General features: G+C 72.0%; 19 protein-coding genes. 6 read left to right on the forward strand and 13 right to left on the reverse strand.

Going from position 1 to position 17,934, the window contains the following annotated elements; translation table 11 throughout:
* Positions 1-12 precede the first annotated feature (12 nt).
* Positions 13-768: an SDR family NAD(P)-dependent oxidoreductase gene (locus Q5530_RS37000; RefSeq protein WP_415367585.1), complete on the reverse strand. Its 756-nt coding sequence runs from the start codon at positions 766-768 to the stop codon at positions 13-15.
* 327 nt (positions 769-1,095) lie between these two features.
* Here Q5530_RS37000 and Q5530_RS37005 point away from each other — a divergent pair, with 327 nt between their 5' ends.
* The gene (locus tag Q5530_RS37005; RefSeq protein ID WP_415367586.1) at positions 1,096-1,554 is read left to right on the forward strand and encodes a polyketide cyclase; all 459 of its coding nucleotides are present in this window, start codon (positions 1,096-1,098) and stop codon (positions 1,552-1,554) included.
* A gap of 1 nt (position 1,555) precedes the next feature.
* Positions 1,556-2,434, forward strand: a complete 879-nt coding sequence (locus Q5530_RS37010; RefSeq protein WP_415367587.1) for an oxygenase MpaB family protein — start codon at positions 1,556-1,558, stop codon at positions 2,432-2,434.
* A gap of 47 nt (positions 2,435-2,481) precedes the next feature.
* Here Q5530_RS37010 and Q5530_RS37015 read toward each other — a convergent pair whose 3' ends face one another.
* The 5 genes from Q5530_RS37015 to Q5530_RS37035 form a co-directional block, all read right to left on the reverse strand.
* Positions 2,482-3,759, reverse strand: coding sequence for a wax ester/triacylglycerol synthase domain-containing protein (locus Q5530_RS37015; RefSeq protein WP_415367589.1), 1,278 nt, complete (start codon positions 3,757-3,759; stop codon positions 2,482-2,484).
* A 76-nt stretch (positions 3,760-3,835) separates the two neighbouring features.
* Positions 3,836-4,378, reverse strand: coding sequence for a hypothetical protein (locus tag Q5530_RS37020; RefSeq protein WP_415367590.1), 543 nt, complete (start codon positions 4,376-4,378; stop codon positions 3,836-3,838).
* A 760-nt stretch (positions 4,379-5,138) separates the two neighbouring features.
* Positions 5,139-5,261 carry a hypothetical protein gene (locus Q5530_RS37025; protein ID WP_415367591.1) on the reverse strand — a complete coding sequence of 41 codons (123 nt, stop codon included), beginning with the start codon at positions 5,259-5,261 and terminating at the stop codon, positions 5,139-5,141.
* Between the two features lie 164 nt (positions 5,262-5,425).
* Positions 5,426-5,923: a DinB family protein gene (locus tag Q5530_RS37030; RefSeq protein ID WP_415367593.1), complete on the reverse strand. Its 498-nt coding sequence runs from the start codon at positions 5,921-5,923 to the stop codon at positions 5,426-5,428.
* 403 nt (positions 5,924-6,326) lie between these two features.
* Entirely contained in the window at positions 6,327-7,151 is an 825-nt protein-coding gene (locus Q5530_RS37035; RefSeq protein WP_415367594.1) for a hypothetical protein, read from the reverse strand.
* A 355-nt stretch (positions 7,152-7,506) separates the two neighbouring features.
* Between Q5530_RS37035 and Q5530_RS37040 the strand changes: the two genes are divergently transcribed.
* A complete protein-coding gene (locus Q5530_RS37040) occupies positions 7,507-8,640 on the forward strand; it encodes an IS701 family transposase (RefSeq protein WP_415367595.1) in 1,134 nt (377 codons plus the stop codon).
* A 253-nt stretch (positions 8,641-8,893) separates the two neighbouring features.
* Here the strand turns inward: Q5530_RS37040 and Q5530_RS37045 are convergent, their stop codons facing one another.
* From Q5530_RS37045 to Q5530_RS37070, 6 genes are all read right to left on the reverse strand, one after another.
* Positions 8,894-9,148 (reverse strand): hypothetical protein, encoded by a 255-nt coding sequence (locus tag Q5530_RS37045; protein WP_415367596.1) that lies wholly within the window; start codon positions 9,146-9,148, stop codon positions 8,894-8,896.
* Positions 9,149-9,323: 175 nt separating this feature from the next.
* On the reverse strand, positions 9,324-10,313 hold the full coding sequence (locus Q5530_RS37050; protein WP_415367597.1) for a GlxA family transcriptional regulator: 990 nt from the start codon (positions 10,311-10,313) through the stop codon (positions 9,324-9,326).
* The gene (locus Q5530_RS37055; protein ID WP_415367598.1) at positions 10,303-11,142 is read right to left on the reverse strand and encodes an ABC transporter ATP-binding protein; all 840 of its coding nucleotides are present in this window, start codon (positions 11,140-11,142) and stop codon (positions 10,303-10,305) included. Before Q5530_RS37055 ends, Q5530_RS37050 begins: the two co-directional genes overlap by 11 nt.
* Positions 11,139-12,152 (reverse strand): FecCD family ABC transporter permease, encoded by a 1,014-nt coding sequence (locus Q5530_RS37060; RefSeq protein WP_415367599.1) that lies wholly within the window; start codon positions 12,150-12,152, stop codon positions 11,139-11,141. The genes Q5530_RS37055 and Q5530_RS37060 overlap by 4 nt, the downstream gene beginning before the upstream one ends.
* A gap of 79 nt (positions 12,153-12,231) precedes the next feature.
* A complete protein-coding gene (locus tag Q5530_RS37065) occupies positions 12,232-13,254 on the reverse strand; it encodes an ABC transporter substrate-binding protein (protein WP_415367601.1) in 1,023 nt (340 codons plus the stop codon).
* Entirely contained in the window at positions 13,251-13,898 is a 648-nt protein-coding gene (locus tag Q5530_RS37070) for a DJ-1/PfpI family protein (protein WP_415367602.1), read from the reverse strand. The genes Q5530_RS37065 and Q5530_RS37070 overlap by 4 nt, the downstream gene beginning before the upstream one ends.
* 311 nt (positions 13,899-14,209) lie before the next feature.
* On the opposite strand from Q5530_RS37070, the gene Q5530_RS37075 reads away from it, so the two are divergent.
* From Q5530_RS37075 to Q5530_RS37085, 3 genes are all read left to right on the forward strand, one after another.
* Entirely contained in the window at positions 14,210-15,646 is a 1,437-nt protein-coding gene (locus tag Q5530_RS37075) for a PepSY-associated TM helix domain-containing protein (RefSeq protein WP_415367603.1), read from the forward strand.
* A gap of 292 nt (positions 15,647-15,938) precedes the next feature.
* Positions 15,939-16,976: a (2Fe-2S)-binding protein gene (locus Q5530_RS37080; RefSeq protein ID WP_415367604.1), complete on the forward strand. Its 1,038-nt coding sequence runs from the start codon at positions 15,939-15,941 to the stop codon at positions 16,974-16,976.
* Positions 16,977-17,018: 42 nt separating this feature from the next.
* Positions 17,019-17,480 (forward strand): GNAT family N-acetyltransferase, encoded by a 462-nt coding sequence (locus Q5530_RS37085; RefSeq protein WP_415367605.1) that lies wholly within the window; start codon positions 17,019-17,021, stop codon positions 17,478-17,480.
* A 45-nt stretch (positions 17,481-17,525) separates the two neighbouring features.
* On the opposite strand, the gene Q5530_RS37090 is transcribed toward Q5530_RS37085, so the two are convergent.
* Positions 17,526-17,882, reverse strand: coding sequence for an ArsR/SmtB family transcription factor (locus Q5530_RS37090; protein ID WP_415367606.1), 357 nt, complete (start codon positions 17,880-17,882; stop codon positions 17,526-17,528).
* Between the last annotated feature and the right edge of the window lie 52 nt (positions 17,883-17,934).

Genomic DNA, 17,934 nt, shown 5'->3' on the forward strand with positions numbered 1-17,934 from the left:
CGAGGAGGAAGGTCAGGCGGGGGTCGCGGGCAGGGGGTCCGGCGGCGAGGCGAAAGCCATCGGTCCGCCGGGCAGACCGGATTGGACGTACCAGCACTCACCGGTCCCCGACGAGGCCAGGACCGACTCGAACGCGTCGACGACCTCCGCGACCTCCATCACCGGCAGCGCCATGTCGCGGATGAAGCCGCGGAACCCCGTGATGGCGGCGGTGTCGGTGAAGGACGGGCAGAACGCGTTCAGCAGGATGCCCTCGTGGGCGATCAGCGGCGCGAACGACCGCACGTAGTTCACCACCGCGGCCTTGCTGGCGCCGTAGACCGGGTCGAACGGCACGGGCACCAGCCCGGCCAGGCTCGCGACGGCGATGATCCGCCCGCCGCCGCGAGCGCGCAGGGCCGGCAGGGCCGCCTGGACGCCGTAGACGACGCCGTCGACGTTCACGGCGAAGACCTCGCGGTAGGACTCGACGTCGAACTCCCCGCCGCCACCTGTCACCACCCCCGCGTTCAGGCACGCGACGTCCAGTCCCCCGAACTCCCGCACGGCCGCCTCGACCGCGTCCGCGCTGGCGCCCGCCTCGCGCACGTCGCAGAGCACGTACAAGCCGCCGATCTCGTCGGCGACGGCCGCGCCGGCCTCGGCGTCCACGTCCGCGACCACCACGCGCGCGCCGCCGGCGGCCAACCTGCGCGCGACCGCCGCGCCGATGCCGTGCGCGGCACCCGTGACCAGTGCGACCTTGTCGCGGTACGCCTTGTCGTCCACCAGATCTCCTCATCGTTCCCGGACACGCATCCCACCTCCGCGCCGGTGGCGCGACAAGCCGCCAGACGGAGGGCCGACCCCCGTCGTCCGCCGCTGTCCGGACGGACAGGGGCGGCAGCGGACCGCGCCGATCGGCGTGCACGCCCGGGGGGAGAGCGTCACCCCACGTCGGGAACAGCAGCGTACAACGCGCCACCGCTGCCCGAACGCGCACTCCGCTCCACAGAACGGGAAAGCACCACCGCGCGGACCGGGCCCGCCCGCGACCGCGCACTACCGTCCTGGCCTGGCCCACCCGGGTGAGCCTCGTCGAACGGAAGGTGCGCCGTGGACCCGAACTACTACCGGTTCGTCCTCACCTGGGCGGTGGACCACCCGCGAGGAGCCGTCTTCGACGCACTCGTCAGGATCGACGAGTACCCGCGGTGGTGGCCGGACTACCGCCGGGTCACGCGCATCGACGAGGACGCGGTGGCCATCGCGCTGCGGTCGTCCCTCCCCTACACGCTGCGGCTCACCAACAGGTTCGTGATCCGCGACGCGGCGGGCGGGCACTTCCGCCTGGCGCTCGACGGCGACATCGCCGGGTGGATCGACTTCGCGGTGACCAGCCGGGCCGACGGCTCGACCACCGTCCACATCACCCAGGAGTGCACCGCGCGGAAGAGGCTGCTGCGCGTGTTCGCCCCGGTCGCGCGCGGCGCTTTCGCCCACAACCACGCCTTGACGATGCGGCGTGGTCACCGCGGCCTGACCCGGCTCCTGGCCGCGGGCCGGCAGCACTGAGGTGGAGAGCACCGCAGGGCCCGTGCCGCTGGGCCCGGACTCGTTGACGTGGCGCTACTTCGGCGACTGGCGCAACGTGCTCGTCATGCTCTGGGTCGGGTCCATGCAGAACATGCACCCGCGCCTGGGCCTCGCCGTCGAACAGCACTCGCAGTTCTTCGGCGAGCGCTGGAAGCGCGTGTTCCGCTCCTTCTACCCGATCCTGGGCGTGGTCTACGACGACGCACGCGCGCGCGAGACGGCCGCGGGGGTGCGCGGTCACCACACCGCGATCCGGGGCGCGGACGACTCGGGCCGGGCTTACCACGCGCTGGAGCCGGACGTGTTCTACTGGGCGCACGCGGTGTTCTTCATGACCACGATCCGGTTCGGCGACAGGTTCATGGGCGGGGTTCCCGAGGCCGCGCGGCGGCGGTTGTTCGCCGAGCACGTCCAGTGGTACGCGCTGTACGGCCTGAGCATGCGGCCGGTGCCCGGCTCGTGGGAGGAGTTCCAGTCCTACTGGGACCACATGTGCTCCCGGGTGCTGGAGACCAACAAGGCCACTCGCGACGTGCTCGACCTGACCGGCCTGCCGAGGCCCCACTTCCTGCCCGGCGTGCCGCACGCGCTCTGGTCACCGCTGTGGGCCCTACTGGCGCGGTGGCTCCGGTGGTTGACCACCGGGCTGTACGACCCGGTGGTCCGCGACCGGCTCGGCCTGGGCTGGAGCGACCTCGACGAGCGCCTGCACCGGCTCCTGGGCCAGGCGGTGCACCTGGTGTTCCGCCTCATCCCGCACGATCGCCGGTTCCACCCGAGGGCACGTGCGGGTTGGCGCCGTTCGCGCGGGGCGACCACGGAGCCCGTCGAGTCGCCGCTCCGGCACCTCCCCGGCTGAAGCGGCCCGCGCGCCGGCCGCCGGTCGTGGCGCGCGGGCCGGGCCGATCAGATCGGGTCGGGCGACCGGGCGGCGACCGGTCCGCCCACCCGGTCCGCTCCCGAGGCGTCAACGGCCTCCACCCACCGCCGGGTCAGTTCGAGCGGATCGGGCGCGCCCCCGGGCACCAGCACGGACAGCCGAGCGCGGTCGCCGTAGCTGATGAGCGACGCGAAGCAGGTGTGGCCGGGCGGCAGCCACGGGATCGCGGTCACGTCGAGGACCCGCCCGCCCATCAGGGCCGGCAGCTCCGGCACGCGGACGCTCGCCACCGTCACGCCCACCCGCGCGGGATCGGTGATCCGAGCCAGCACCCGGCCGGCGACCTGGGCGGAGGCGTTGTCGGTCAGGTCGCGCCACGCCCGGCGGTGGCGGGCGAGCCGGGCGCGGCTCGCCGAGGCCACCACGGCGCGCAACCTCTCGGCCGGGGTCACGTCGCCGCACGGCAGGACCGCCCGCATCAACCCGATCCGGTTGGCGAAGTCGTCGTGCGGCTCCCCGTCGCGCCGGGTCTCCACGGGCAGGCACACCTGCCTGGCGGGCACCCGCGGCAGCCACCCGGCCAACGCCTCGGCCATCGCCGCCAGGTGCACCTGGTTGACCGTGGCCCCGGTACACCGCGCGACCCGCTTGAGAGCGTCGACGGGCACGACCCCCTGTGCGAACACCGGCCCCGCACCGGGCGCCCCCTCCCGGACCGGCCACCGCGGAGCCGGCTCGGCGGGCAGGCGGGCGCGCAGCAGGTCGGGCAGCAGGGACGCCACCGCGGGCCACCCGCGCGACCACGACCGGCGGCGGTCACCGGCCTTCCGCCACGCGGCGGGCTCGGCGTCCCCCAGCAGCGCCTCCGCGGTGCGCACCGCGCCACCCGCGTCCTGCCGCGCGTGGTGCACCAGGTAGTAGGCGTCCCACGTGCCCGATCCGTTGTCCGAGATCCACAGACCCCACGGCGGCCTGGCCGGGTCGAACGAGCCGGCGAACACCGCCCGCGCCGGCGCCACGACCTCCTGGCGGGGCAGCACGCGCACGTGGTGGGCGAGGTCGAAGTCGGGGTCCGGCTCCCACCGGACCACCTCGCCGGGGACCAGCCTCTCGGTCAACGGCGACAACCGGTCGAGCCTCGACGCGACGCGTTCCCGCACCGCGTCCACCGAGGGGCACGGTCCCGAGAGCCGGAAGACCAGCCCGATGAACAGGTCGGTCGGGTCGGGCGCGAACCGCCCGAGCGCGGCGAAGGCCCCGGCCATGAAATCGGCCGGGGTACCCGATGGGTCAGTCGTGTGCATGCGGACGCCTTCCGTTCATCCCTCGACCCGAGGGCGCGTTCGGTGAGCTGGAGCAGGGCCTGCCCCCGGCCGTCGATCACCCGGCCGACCCCCGCCACCTCCGCACCGGCTCCAGCCTGTGCACGGGGACCTGGCGGCACGCCATCGCACCGGCCGCCGCCGCGGCGGCGGCCCGCACGGCGTGGAGGACCGCACCCGCCGAGGGCAGCCACGGGCGGTTCGGCTCGGGCGCGACGAACCAGGACTGCGACGGCCTCGGCGAAGGCAGCGGCAGCGACACGGGCGCCCGCAGGTACCGGGTCCCCACGGGCATCTCGGATTGGGCGAACACCGCGTCGTTGACGTCGCACAGGAACACCACCCGGCCGTCGCGCTCGCCGATGCGCAGGGCCGGTCCCACGGCGCCGAAGTCGGTCAGCCGTTCCACGACGCCCCCCGCCTGGTGGCCCGGCACCTCGAACCCGACCAGGCCGCCGGTGAGGAGCAGGTGGACGCCGCGGTCGACGACCTCGACCGGCCACCCGAGGCGACTCCGGTACCACTTGGCGACCTCTGCCGCCCCGCACGGCAGCGGACGGACCCGCGCCGCCTCCGCGTCCTGGTGTGCCGAGGACCCCATGTGAGCCTCCTTCGGAAGGTCTGTGCCAAGCCGACCACGCGATCGGCGTCCCGACGAGGTGTCGGAGCCTTCCGTGCCCACCCGGGACGGGAACCTTGCCCACAGGGTCACCGGAGTCCCGCGAGGGCTGCGCGTCAGCCGAATTCCGTGACCAACAGGAGAATGCGACGCGGGTCGTCGGGGGTGAACGCGATTCCCGCCAAGGCACAGACGACGCGTGCCGGTGGCGAGGTCGGGCTCGCCGGGTTCGGCGTCGTCGAGATCGAGGTCGCAGGCATCGGCCCAGAACAGCTCCACGCGCCGACGCGGCGGGACGGCTGTCACGTCCCCGCGACACGTGATGACGCCCGCGGTAGCCACCTCTCCGCCCCTGCCCCGCGCGTCCGGCGAGCGTCGCTTCGGCGGCTGTTCTGTGCATCGGGGGCACGTCGTCGTTCGCCTCCACCACGCCGGGTACGTCCTCGGTGACCTTGCCGGCGGACACCCGGGCACGTCCGGCGCGGCCGGGCCTGGAGGAGATCAGGCGGTAGGCGGCGCGGACGGGAGTTCCGCTGGAGCAGGCCGTGGACAGGTTCATCTCCGCCTGGTCGGGGGCGCCCGTTCCGGCGCTCCGGTCGCCGAACGCCTGGAGGTGCCCGCGCAGGAGCGCCGGGTGCGCTTGAAGGCCTCGGAGGGCGCCGAGGCGGCGGTGTTGGAGGAGGACCCGTACATCCGGGGTGGCGGCATCCCGGGTTCCTGCACCTCGGGGTTCGACCTCGCGCTACGTCGGCACCATGGCCGGCATGCCGGTCGTCGGCACCGTGCTCCGCCACGTCGGCGAGACCACCGGGGCGTCCTGCGCGAGAGTCGCGGAGCGGTACGCGAACGTCAGTGGGATGGGCAACGTGGTCATCATGGACAGGAAGGTGAGCGCCCCGGGCGACTCCGGTGGTCCCCGGTACCACGGCGGGACCGCCTACGGAGTCCACAGCGGCCGGATGGCCGGTGACGAACGCGCCTGCTCCACCGCCGCATACCGGTTCCAGCATCGGGGTGCACGGTGTACCGCTACTCGTCGACGAGCTGTTCGCGCAGGATGTCCGCGTGTCCGCAGTGCTGGGCGAGCTCGCGCAGCACGTGTAGGTACACCCAGCGCAGCGGGAGCGGGCCGCGCCGGTTGCCGTGGGCGAGGTCGTCCAGCCCCGGGGACGACGTCGCACGGCGGGATGCCTCGCACGCGGCGCGGTGTGCTCGCCGGACGGTGGCGGTGGTGTCGTCCTCGTCGAGGGCGAACGACTCGTCCGGCGTCGCGGGGATGCCGATCTCGGCGCGCGGGCGGCAGGTGACGGCTTCGTCGAACCAGACCTTCTCCACGAAGGTCGCGTGCTTCACCAGACCCAGCAACGTGGTCCGGGAAGGCACCAGCGATCGGCGCACCTGCTCCTCGGTCAGCCCGTCCAAACAGCGGTTGAGCGCGTTGCGGTGCTCGTCGAGGAACGCCTCGAACTGGACTCGGACCGGGTGATCGACGACGTCCTCGGCGGACGCCGGTGGGTCAGCGGACATGCGCGGAGCCTCCCAGACCGTCGTCGGGAGCGACACCCGCTCCTCGGCACGGCGGGAGAGCCGTGGCCGGGGACCTCGCCGCAGGACGGCGACGGCGTGCACCGGCTGACCGGGAGGGCGGCCTCCGTGACGCGGAGGCCGCCCTCCCGGAGCACCTCGCGCCGGTGCCCGTTCCCGCCCGCCGAGGCGGCTCGATCAGCAGTAGCCGTTGATCGGCCCGGAGAGGCCGGTCCACATGTAGGCGTCGCTCACCCACGTGCCGTCGGTGAGCCGGTTCCACAGGCTGGAGGTCCCCACCTGCCGGTGTGGCTCGTGCCGTTGGCGGAGCAGGCGACGTTCACGGTCGTCCCGTCACCCACCGTGCCCGCGAGCCCGTGGCCGGAGCCCGGACCGGTGCGCTTGTTCACCACGCCGCCGCCGTTGGCGTCCATGACGGCCTGGGTGAACCCGAGCGGACCGTGGTTGTGCAGCGAGCCGCCCGCGCCCGCGCGGGCGCTGCCGTGCAGGGCCGAACCCTGGTAGGCGGCACCCCGTTCTGCAGCACCCACTTGCCGATGTCGTGGTTCACGATGCCGGTGTACGCGTTGTTCTGGCGCAGCGCGAAGTGCACGTGCCTGCCGGACGCGGAGCCGCCGCAGGTGACGTCCGTGCCGGTGTTGCCGAGGAAGGCGCCGCCCCGGGCGGCGCGCACCACGTGGTCACCGCCCGCCAGGTCCAGCGAGTTCCACGGTGCCGCGGCACCGCTCCAACCGTGGGAACAGCCGGGCATCCCCCACGACTGGCCCACCGCGAACGGCAGTGCCATGCCGGTGCGCCAGTCCCCGGGGCCCAGCGCTCCCGGTCGACCCTGCGCCGTCAGGAACGGGCGCTCCGCCTCGGACATGACCGGCGCCTCGGCCGCGAGGTCGGCGAAGGCCGGCTCACCCTCCAGCGCGACCTCCCAACCGGCGCCGTCCCGGTGGGCGACGAACAACCACCCCGTCGGGTGGGTGTCCGATCCCGGTGCGGTCGCCAGCACCGCGGTGCCGAACGCCCACTCCCCGTCCTGCTCGGTGACGTTCACCCGCGGTGTCGTCGCGGCGACCGTGACGCCGGACGCCTCGGCGTGCATCCGCGCCGTCACCGCCGAGGCGAGATCGGTCACCGGTTCGGCGGTCGCGGCGTCCGCCACCGCCTGCGTGGTGACCAGCGCGGTCACCACCAGGCCGGTCAGGAGTCGTGATCTCATGTCCTACCTCCACTGTCGGGCGTGCCGGCTGGGAGGGACCGGCTCATCCGGGGCGTCCGCAGCCCTCGGAGGACAGGGCAGCCGGCTGAGCACGCGAGTCGATTCCACCAGGGAGCCCGAGGTCGGCACGGGTTGTTGCCGGAGCCGCCGGTAATCGCAATTACTCCTCGGGCCGGGGCCGGGGCACGTCAGCCACCAGCCCGCCGCGGCTCGGACCCCCGCGGGCAGGTCCGGTCGGCTCCGCACGTCTGACAGGACGGGCGTGACGCCCTGCATCCCGGACCGCTTACTACGACAACGACAGGTTGTTATCAAGGCTGGGATCTGGTAGTTGATCTCTGTGTCGATAGGGTTGGTGGCGGGTTGGTCGGCGGGGTTCGATGCGTTCCTGGGCCGGTTCGCGGGCCGATTTCCGCGGGTGGAGTCGCGGCGCCGGATGCGGTGGTATGTCCGGGGTTTGCTGTCCGAGGTGGAGCGTAAGAACGGCTGGACGCTCGCCGAGGAGGCCGGTGACGCGGGTCCGGAGGGTATGCAACGGCTGCTGAACTTCTATGCCTGGGATACCGACGGACTGCGTGACGACGTGCGGGCGGCGGTGGTGGAGGCGATTGGCGACGCGTCCGACGGCGTGCTGATCGTGGACGAGACGGGGTTTCTGAAGAAGGGCGCCAAGTCCGCCGGAGTGGGTCGTCAGTACTCCGGCACGGCCGGGCGGATCGAGAACTCGCAGATCGGGGTGTTCCTGGCCTATGCCTCGCCGCACGGGCGGACGTTGATCGACCGGGAGTTGTACCTGCCCAAGGACTGGACCGGGGATCGGGAACGGTGCCGGGCGGCGGGAATCGGTGACGAGGTCGGGTTCGCGACCAAGCAGACGCTCGCCCGGCGGATGATCGAGCGGGCGGTGGAGGCGGGGGTGCCGTTCGGGTGGGTCACCGCGGACGAGGTCTACGGCAACGACACGATGTTCCGTCTATGGCTGGAGAACTTGGACATCCCGCACGTAGTGGCTGTGCAGAAGAACGCGATGGCGGTGTCGTTCGGGTTGCTCAAGGTCCGCGTTCACCGCCTGATCGCCGGGTTGCCGGACACGGCGTGGGAACGGCTTTCCTCCGGCACGGGTTCGAAGGGGCCGCGAATGGCCGACTGGGTCGCGGTCGACATCCGTCCGCTGCGCAGGCCGGGTTGGGGTCACTGGCTGTTGGCCAGGCGGAGCGTCTCCGATCCGTCCGACATCGCCTACTACATCTGCTTCGGCCCGGCCGACACCACCCTGCGGCGCCTGGTGGGGATCGCGGGAGCGCGGTGGGCGGTCGAGGAGTGCTTCCAGACCGCGAAGAACGAGACCGGGCTGGACCACTACCAGGTCCGCGGCTACCAGGCATGGTATCGGCACATCACATTGTCCATGACCGCCCTGGCCTTCCTGGTGATCACTCGCGAGATCACCAAAAAGGGGGCTCCGCACCTGACGTCGACTGCCCGCTGATCCCGTTGTCCGTCAACGAGATCCGCCGATTATGGAACCGGCTCGTCATTCGCGCCACCCATACCGTCGACCACGTCCTGCACTGGTCGACATGGCGACGGACAAGCCAAGCCCGCGCCCGAATCGGTCATTACAGAAGACGCGGACATCACGACCTGTCGTTGTCGTACTAAGCCGACCGGAATCATCGGTGGACGCCGAGTGCACGCGGGGTCGGTTCCGTTTGATCGTGCATGCACCATCGGCGACATCGTCACCCACCGTGGCCGTTGTCGCCAGCATGGCTGGGCGTCGGAGCTACCGACACAGGCGGGTCGCCGATCGGTCCCACCGCTGAACCGAGGCTCCATGCGGCGGCAGCGATCAACACCAGCACGATGCCGAATGCGGCGAGCTTCGCCATCGGGGTCAATCGGGCGACCAGGTCGCCGACACCGCCCATGCCGATTATGCAGCCGCAGCCTGCGATGAGTATCAGCGCGAGCACCCCGGCGACGACCGCCATCACGAACGGCCCGCTGCGTCAACGACCATTGCCACGCGGAAACAGTACCGGGTACCCCCACAGGTTCGTGGTTCGCAGCACCGGTGATCGCGCTGAACGCGACGCTGGCCCACCTCACCGTGTCCGGACCAACGCAGGTCGGACGCCGCACGGAGTCCGACGGTCGTGGCTCGGTCGTTCACCACTCGTGGCTTCGCTGTCCGGTGGATGGGCGGAAGGTCTGGCGGTATCGCTGAGGACTGGTGTGCAGTTCGCGGTCGAAGTGGGTGCGCAGGGCGGTGGCGGAGCCGTGGCCGCTGCGTTCGGCGACGGCGGGGATGGGCAGGTCGGTGGTTTCGAGCAGTTCGCGGGCCAGGTGCAGGCGGCGGCGGGCGAGCCAGTGCAGTGGTGTGGTGCCGGTCTGCTCGCGGAAGCGGCGGGTGAGCGTGCGGGTGCTGAGGTTGGCGTGCCGGGCGATGTCGGCGAGGGTGAGCGGTTCGGCGGCGTGCTCGTGCATCCAGGCCAGCGTGGCGGCCAGCGAGCCGTCACCGGTGGTGGGTGGCGGAGGTGGGATGAACTGGGCTTGGTCGCCGTCGCGGGTGGGCGCCATGACGACGGCGCGGGCGGTGGAGGCGGCGACGGCGGCGCCGTGGTCGCGGCGCACGAGGTGCAGGCACAGGTCCAGGCCGGCGGCGACGCCGGCGGAGGTGAAGGTGCGCCCGTCGCCGAGGTAGAGGGCGGCGGCGTCGACCTCGACGTCGGGGTGTCGGCGCGCGAGTTCGGCGGCGGCGGCCCAGTGGGTGGTGGCGCGGCGGCCGGAGAGCAGGCCGGCGTCGGCGAGGACGAACGCGCCGGTGCAGATGGAGATCGTGCGAACGTTGCGCGCGGCGGCGCCGCGGAGCAGGTCAAGGACTTCGGGTGGAGTGCTCCGACGCATTCGGACGCCGGGCACGACGATGGTGTCGGCTTCTTCGGCGGCGTCCAGGGCGTTGGGGGCGGCGATGCGGTAGTAGTCGACACCGCCCGCCGTGGCGGTCACCGACGGTGCGGTGCCGCAGACGCGGACCTGGTAGGGGTAGTCGCCGCCGGGCAGGCGGGTGAGGCCGAAGACCTGGCACGGGATGGCCAGGTCGAAGCCGACCACGCCGTCGAGGGCGAGGACGGCGACGACGTGCGGGTCAGCGGGCATCGGCGGCTTCGGTCAGAGGGGTGTGGCGGCGGGTGCGGCAGCTCCAGCGGCACGGCTGGTCGGGGCAGACGCAGCGCGGGCGCAGGGCGAAGCGGGCGGTGCCTTCGTCGTGGTGGACGGTGGCGTCCACGTCGAACACCTTTCGGATCGCGGTAGGGGTGAGCACCTCCTCGGGTGGGCCGTGCTCGACGAGGTGGCCTGCGTCGAGCAGTGCGACGCTGTCGGCGTAGGCGGCGGCCAGGTCGAGGCTGTGCAGCGCGGCCAGGACGGTGATGTCGAGCTCTCGGACGAGTTCGAGAATGTCGAGCTGGTGGCGGATGTCGAGGTGGTTGGTGGGTTCGTCGAGCACGAGCAGCCGCGGTTGCTGGGCCAGTGCGCGGGCCAGCAGCACCCGTTGGCGCTCGCCCCCGGACAGCTCGCCCACCCGCCGGTTCCGGAACGGGATCAGGCCGGTGCGGGTCATGGCGTCGTCGACCGCAGCGCGGTCGGAGCGGGTGAACCGGTCGAACATGCCCAGGTGGGGTGTACGACCGAGGGCGACGGTTTCGGCGACGGTGAACTCGAACCCGCTGTGCTGCTCCTGCATGAGCACACCGGTGTGTCGTGCGGCCTCAGCCGCGGACATCGACCACAGGTCACGGCCGTCGAGCCGGACCGTGCCGGCGTCCGGCCGGCGGGCGCGGTAGACGGTGCGCAGCAAGGTGGACTTGCCGCTGCCGTTGGGGCCGACCAGGGCGATGAACCGTCCCGTGTGGACGGTCAGACTGACCTGATCGAGGATCGGGCGTCCGGCGATCGAGACCGAGATGGCGTCGAGGTCGAGTTTCACGCGTTCTCCTGAGTGGCCAGGCCGCGGGCGCGCATGACGAGCAGGAAGAACGGCACGCCGAGGAAAGCGGTAAGGATGCCGATCGGCAGCTCGGCCGGGGAGATCAGCGTCCGGGCGGCCACGTCGGCCCACAGCAGGAACAACGCGCCGAGCAGGGCAGTCACCGGCAGCATCCGCCGGTGGTCGGCACCGACGAGCATCCGGGCCAGATGCGGGACGATAAGGCCGACGAACCCGACACCACCGGAGACCGCGACGACGGTGCCGGTCACGAGGGTGGTGAGAACCAGCAGCTGCCGGCGCAGCCTGCTGGTGTTGACGCCGAGGGCCGCGCCCGCTTCCTCGCCGAGCACGAGCGCGTTGAGCCGCCGCGCCCGCACCAGCAGCAGCACCACTCCGCACGCGACCACGACGGCCGGAACCGGCAGGGTGGCCCACTGCGCGCCGGACAGCCCGCCCAGCAGCCAGAAGATGATCTGCTGCTGGGCGGCGGAGCTGTCGGTCTGGGAGAGCACGAACGAGGTGATCCCGGCGAACAGGTGCCCGATGGCCACCCCGACCAGGATCAGCCGCACCGGCAGCAACCGACCGCAGTAGCGGGCCATCGCCAGCACCACGGCCATCGCCGCGCCGGCGCCGGCGAACGCGGCCGCCGGCAGCGTCAGCGCACCCAGTGCGGTGGCTCCGGTGGTCAGCACGAGTACCGCGCCCACCGACGCGCCGTGGGACAGCCCGAGCAGGTACGGGTCGGCGACCGGGTTGCGCACCACGCCCTGCACGACCGCCCCGGCGAGTGCCAGCCCCGCGCCCACGACCGCGCCGAGCAGCACGCGCGGGAACCGGATCCGCCAGATGATCAAATCACTCGTGCCCGCGGTGTCACCACCACCGGTCAAGTGGTGGAAGAGGATGCGGGCCACCTCACCGGCCGGTACACCGACCGGGCCGATGCCGGCGGCGAGCAGCGTCGACACGACCAGCGCGGCAGCCAGCAGGGCGAGCAGGGCCAAGTAGGGCAGGGTCGGGCCGTTGGGTTTCCACCTGCGGCGCGCACCTGTCGCGGGTCGCTCGTCGACTGCGGTCGCCACGTCAGCGGGCACCCATGTCGGTGGCCAGCTGCTCCAGGCCGTCGACGTTGAGCGGGCTGGGGAACGACACCGCATACTGCGACGTCGAGACGATCCTCCCATGCTTGGCGGCGGTCGTATTCGCCAGCAGCGGGTTGGCCTTGACCGCCGCCACCAGCTCCTGGCCCTTCAGCTTGACGAAGTTGTAGTCGGTGATGACCCAGATCACCTCCGGGTCGCGCTGGACCACCTGCTCGGGCGAGACGTCCGCGTGCATAGAGGAGATGTCGGTGAACAGGCTCTCCCCGCCGGCCATGGTGATCAGGGCGTGCGCGATGGTGTTGATGCCCGAGGTCTTGATCGGCTGCCCGGCGACCGGGTTGTCCTGCAACACCAACACCTTGGGCTTGGCCCCGGAGTCTGCTTTGTCCGCCGCCTTCGCCCGCGCGTCCAGTTGCGAGATGAGCTGTTCGGCGCGGTCGGAGACCCGGAACACCCTGCCGAGCTTGCGCAGGTAGTCGTACGTCGGGGCGAGGTCGGTCAGCGCGGAAGGCGTCCCCACCCCACCCATGTCCGTACCGCCCGGCATGCACGCGGCGAGCCCTGTGACGCCGATCGTGACCAGGTCGGCGTCCTTGGGGCTGCCCGCCGGGCCGCCGAACGCCGAGAACGCGGTCACGACCACGTCCGGCTGCTGCGCCGCGACGACCTCGGTGACCGGTACCTTCTCCGACAACACCGGGATCTTCGCGAGCTGGTCACGGTAGGGCGGGGTGTCCGCGGTGAACGGTGCGGGGAAGCCGGTGCCCACGACCTTGTCCGCCAGGCCTAGCCGGACCAGGGCCTGCGCGGCGTAGCCGTCCAGGGCCACCACCCGCTCCGGGGTCGTGTCGAACGTGATGTCCTTGCCCGCACAGTCCTTGACGGTGACCGGTTCGTCCGCCGAGGACTGCACCGGCGCTGCGGGTCCACTCGCCGGGCTGCCGCACGCGACCACCGCCACCAGCGGCAGCACGACGGCCAACGACAGGATCACTCGCCTCATCGGGCACTTGCTCCTTGATCGCCCGGAAGCCGCGTCGGCACGTCCTCACCGGAGCGCCACAGCGGTTCGCGACGCTCGTACTCCATGACCTGTTGCAGCAAACCCGCCGCGTCCGGCCCGCGGAACCTCTCCACCAACCACAGCGCCAGGTCCAGACCCGAGGTGATGCCACCGGCGGTGACCAGATCACCGTCGTCGACCACCCGCCCCTCGACCGGCACACCACCCGCCGCCGCCAGGTCCTCGATCGCCCGGTGGTGCGTGGTGCACGGGCGCCCGGTCACCAAACCCGCCGCCGCCAACAGCAACGCGCCCGTGCAGACCGAGGCGAACACCAGACCGGGACGGGCCGCCGCCGTCAACGCGGCCGGCAGGCCCCCTGCGGCGATCTCCGCACGCACGCCCGCACCCTCACTCGCCGCGTAACCGCCTCCCGGCACGATCAGCACGTCCGCGCTGTGCGGCGCCCACTCGCCGGGGTACAGGGGCAGGCCACCCCGGGTGGTCGCCTGCGACACGCCACCGACGGCGGTCAGCCGCACCTCCACACCGAGACCGGCGCGACCCGCCAAGCCCAGCACCGAGAACGGCCCCACCACGTCCAGATCGTCCATGCCGTCGAAAACCGCGATGTCGACGCGCAAGACCCACCCCCTCACCATCCGTGCCGATCAACAGCACCAATGGTCACCCTCCGCGACAACACTCAAAAGTGGCCGGCAAGCCAACATCCGCCCGGATCTCGCCACGGTCCTGAGCGGACTCCAGGCCGTACGAACGAGTAGTCGTGAGGACACCCGGATCAGTTCCCGCCGAGTGCGCCGTCACGCGTGCGGATCGTCGACATCGCCCACTCCGGACTCTTCCTCCCCGGTTCTCGAATCGCCGGGAACCGAATGCCACCCGCATCCGACTAGTGGGCAGGTCCTCCCTTCGCCCCCACCAGAGGTGCTCCGTGTCCGCTCCCCCGATCGACGACGTGCGAACCGACGAGCCCTCCGGCCCGGTCCGGGTGTCCGTGGTGCCGCTGCTGCGCCGACTGCACTTCTACGCCGGAGTTCTGGTGGCGCCGTTCCTCCTGGTCGCGGCGTTCTCAGGGTTGCTGTACGCGCTCGCGCCACAGTTGGACGCCGTGCTTTACGACGACGTGCTGGAGGTGTCGTCGACCACCGGCGCACCGCGTCCGTTGGCCGACCAGGTCGCCGCCGCCCAGGCTGCGCTGCCCGACGGCGCGGTCACCGCCGTGCTCACCGCCGACGAGTCCGACGCCACGACGCAGGTCGTGTTCTCCCTGCCCGGCCTGCCCGAGGGCGCCAACGAGACCGTCTACGTCGACCCCCGCACCGCGCAGGTGCAGGGCCGGCTGACCACCTCGTTCGGATCCACCCCTGCCACGACCTGGTTGGGAGGCCTGCACCGGCACCTGCACCTGGGCGAGCCGGGCCGGCTGTACTCGGAGCTGGCGGCGAGCTGGCTGTGGGTGCTCGCCCTCGTCGGCATGGTGTTGTGGCTGTTCCGGCAGCGCACCGCACGCCGCAAGGTCCGCGCGGTGCTGACGCCGGAGAGTGGTGCGAAGGGCGTGCGCCGGACCCGCTCCTGGCACGGCAGTCTCGGCGTGTGGGTGCTGCTCGGTGCGCTGTTCCTCTCGGCCACCGGGTTGACCTGGTCGACCTACGCCGGCGACAACTTCAGCGCCGCCCTGACCGCGCTCAACGCCAAGGCCCCCGCCTTGGACACCAGCCTGGGCAGCGCCGTGGCCACCACCGGCTCGGACGGGCACTCAGGGCACGGGGAAGCGTCGCAAGACGCCGAGCCGGTGGACCCGGCAACGTTCGACCGGGTGCTCGTCGCCGCCCGCGGCGCCGGTCTGGACGGTCCCCTGCAGCTCGGCGTCGCGGCCGAGCCGGGCACCGCGTGGACCGCCGCCCAGATCGACAACACCTGGCCGATCCGCTTGGACAAGGTGGCGGTCGACCCCGCGACCTCGAGCGTGACCGCACGAGCCGACTTCGCCGACCGGCCGCTGCTGGCCAAGCTGTCGTCATTGGGCATCCAGGCGCACATGGGCCGGCTGTTCGGCGTCGCGAACCAGATCGCGCTGTTCCTGCTCGCTGCCGGACTGCTCACGCTGATCGTGCTCGGCTACCGGATGTGGTGGCAGCGCCGCCCCACCCGCGCCGACCGCCGCGCCCCACTCGGCACCGCACCCAAGCGCGGAACCTGGCAACAGCTCCCGCTGTGGTTCGTCATCCCCGCGCCGCTCGTGCTCATCGCCATCGGCTGGGCCATCCCGCTGCTCGGCCTGAGCCTGCTCGCCTTTCTCGTGCTCGACGGACTGATCGGCCTGACCCGCAAACGCGCCAACGGACGGACCTCATCTCAAGGCGGGTGACCGCTCGCTCTTGCACCGAAGATCTTCAGAACGACGAGGAGATGCTCGCTAAACGCGCCGGTCGGGGAGCACCGGGCGCAGGTCAACCGTCTCGGTACGGGAACCGATCCCAGGTCTTGAACGACCACCTGTACACGGGCCTTCCACGTTGAGCCCGACCGCAGGACGCAGCGGGGATCGGGGCGAGGAACCCGGTCTCCGCTGCACAGCACGACACGCCGCCGGTTCACGCCACCACTCACCTCCGGAGGCAGCTGTGAGGCCAGTGACGTCTTTGCCGCACGAACCGGGAATGGACCACCGTGCACGCGCCGCCCGGCCAGGACCGACCGCCACGGCCGGCACGTTGCGTCCCGAGGCGGCCTCCGGGGCGCTGACCGCACGTGAGCCGGACGTGATGGCGGTGGTCGCCCGAGCCGGCGCGTCGCACACCACGACTTGCCGGGTTCCCCTCGCCGACTCCCCCGTCCTCGGTCCGGTCCTGTCCCGCGCCGGCCTCGGCATCGCAGGCCCGGGACCGGCCGATGCCGAGATCCGGTCCGTTCCCGGCGGCTACGTCGGGTTCGCCGACGGCCGGCGGACCGACCTGCCCGACGTCGTGGCCGTGTTCCGGTGGGCGCGGGAGCTGCCCACCGGGCCGCGCGTGATCCGGCGTGCCGACCCTGCCGACATCACCGCCGCGCTGACCTCGGCTTCGGGCAACGGCCCGTACTTCGCCCTTGACGACGATCACGGCGGTGGTCTGCTGCGCTCGTTCCACACCGATCCCGACGCCTTGGCAGAGGCCGTGCGACGGGTCGGCGCGAAGTTCGGGACGGCCGAGGCGCGCGTGGCCGCCTCGACCCTGCAGTTCCTCGTCGCGGCCGGGCTGTGGTCGGTCGCCCTCGGCGCGCTGGCCCGCAACGGGGTCGTGCCCGACCTGGACCGGCTGCGCTACCGGATCGACGAGGACGCTTCCGTGCGGTTCGCCCTGCCGGAGCCCGGCGGCTGGAGCACCACCGGCGATCCCGCGCCCCTGCTGCTGCGCGCCGTGGTCGAAGAGCACTTGAAGCCGTTCCACACCGGGTTGCGGGCCGTCGCCAAGGTCGCCGCCGGGTTGCTGCGGGGCAACGCCGCCGCGGCCCTGCGCAGTGCCCTGCGGCCACTGCCCGCCGATCTCCACGACCTGGGCGATCGCCTGCTGACGACCTCGGAGCTGCGCGACGCGCTGTCCCCCGACGGCACCCGCCGCAGCTGCTGCCTGTTCTACCGCACACCCACCGGACACACCTGCCGCGCCTGCCCGCTCATCGGCGCCGTCGTCACCCGGCGCCGGACACACCAGGCCTGACGGGCGGTCACGCGGCAAGCACTCGACCGGACGACCCGCCGGATGGCCGACAAGCCGGGCGAGGATGTGGGTGTGCTCGTTCACCGTCTGACCGCTGGAGATCGCGGGTTGCTCGACGTCGCGGTGCGGACGTTCCGGGGGATCGTGGTCGAGGATCACGCCCCGTTCCTCGAGGACCCGGCGACGGTCGCGTTCGTGGCGCTGGAGGGCGGTGAGGTGGTCGGGTGGGTGTGGGGCTGCCGGCAGCGCCACGTCGGCGGGTACTCGCAGGTGCAGTTGTACGAGATCGGCGTAGTGGAGTCGGTGCGCAGGCGTGGCATCGGACGCGCGCTGCTGACGACGTTCCGCGACCACGCGATCGGGGAAGGCCACCGGAAGATGTGGCTGTTCACCGACGAGGACAACCATGCGGCCAAGGCGCTGTACGAAGCCGCCGGCGGGCAACCCTCGCCGCACGCCGACGCGGGTTACTGGTGGCTGCTCGACAGCACCGGGGGGCGATAGCGTCCGGGTTCGTGCGCAAGTGGTGATGCGGCGGGGTTCTCGGCGTCAATCGTGATCCGGACGGCCGGTGAGGTGGTGATCGGCGGTCTCGACCGCCTCGGTCAGCAACCGCCGAACGTGGCCACCCCGCACCCGGTAGACCGCGCGGCGCCCCTCTCGGCGCACGGACACCAGGCCGGCCAGCTTCAGCTTCGCCAAGTGCTGGGACACAGCGGGGCGGGCGATCCCCACCGCGGCGGCCAGCGTCGTGACGTCGTACTCGGCGCCGCACAACAGCCACATCATCCGCAACCGGGTCGCGTCGGCCAGCATCCGGAACCCGTCGACAGCCGCCTCCACGTGCGTGCCAGGAGGTAGCTGTTGCCAGTCATGCGTTATTGCAACGTCGTCGCGTGCGTACATGAGCACATATGGTGTCACCCGGTTCTGCGGAAGGCCAGCCGACCGGAGGTGT

Source organism: Saccharothrix sp. BKS2 (assembly GCF_047689505.1).
Classification (GTDB): Bacteria; Actinomycetota; Actinomycetes; order Mycobacteriales; family Pseudonocardiaceae; genus Actinosynnema; species Actinosynnema lopnurensis.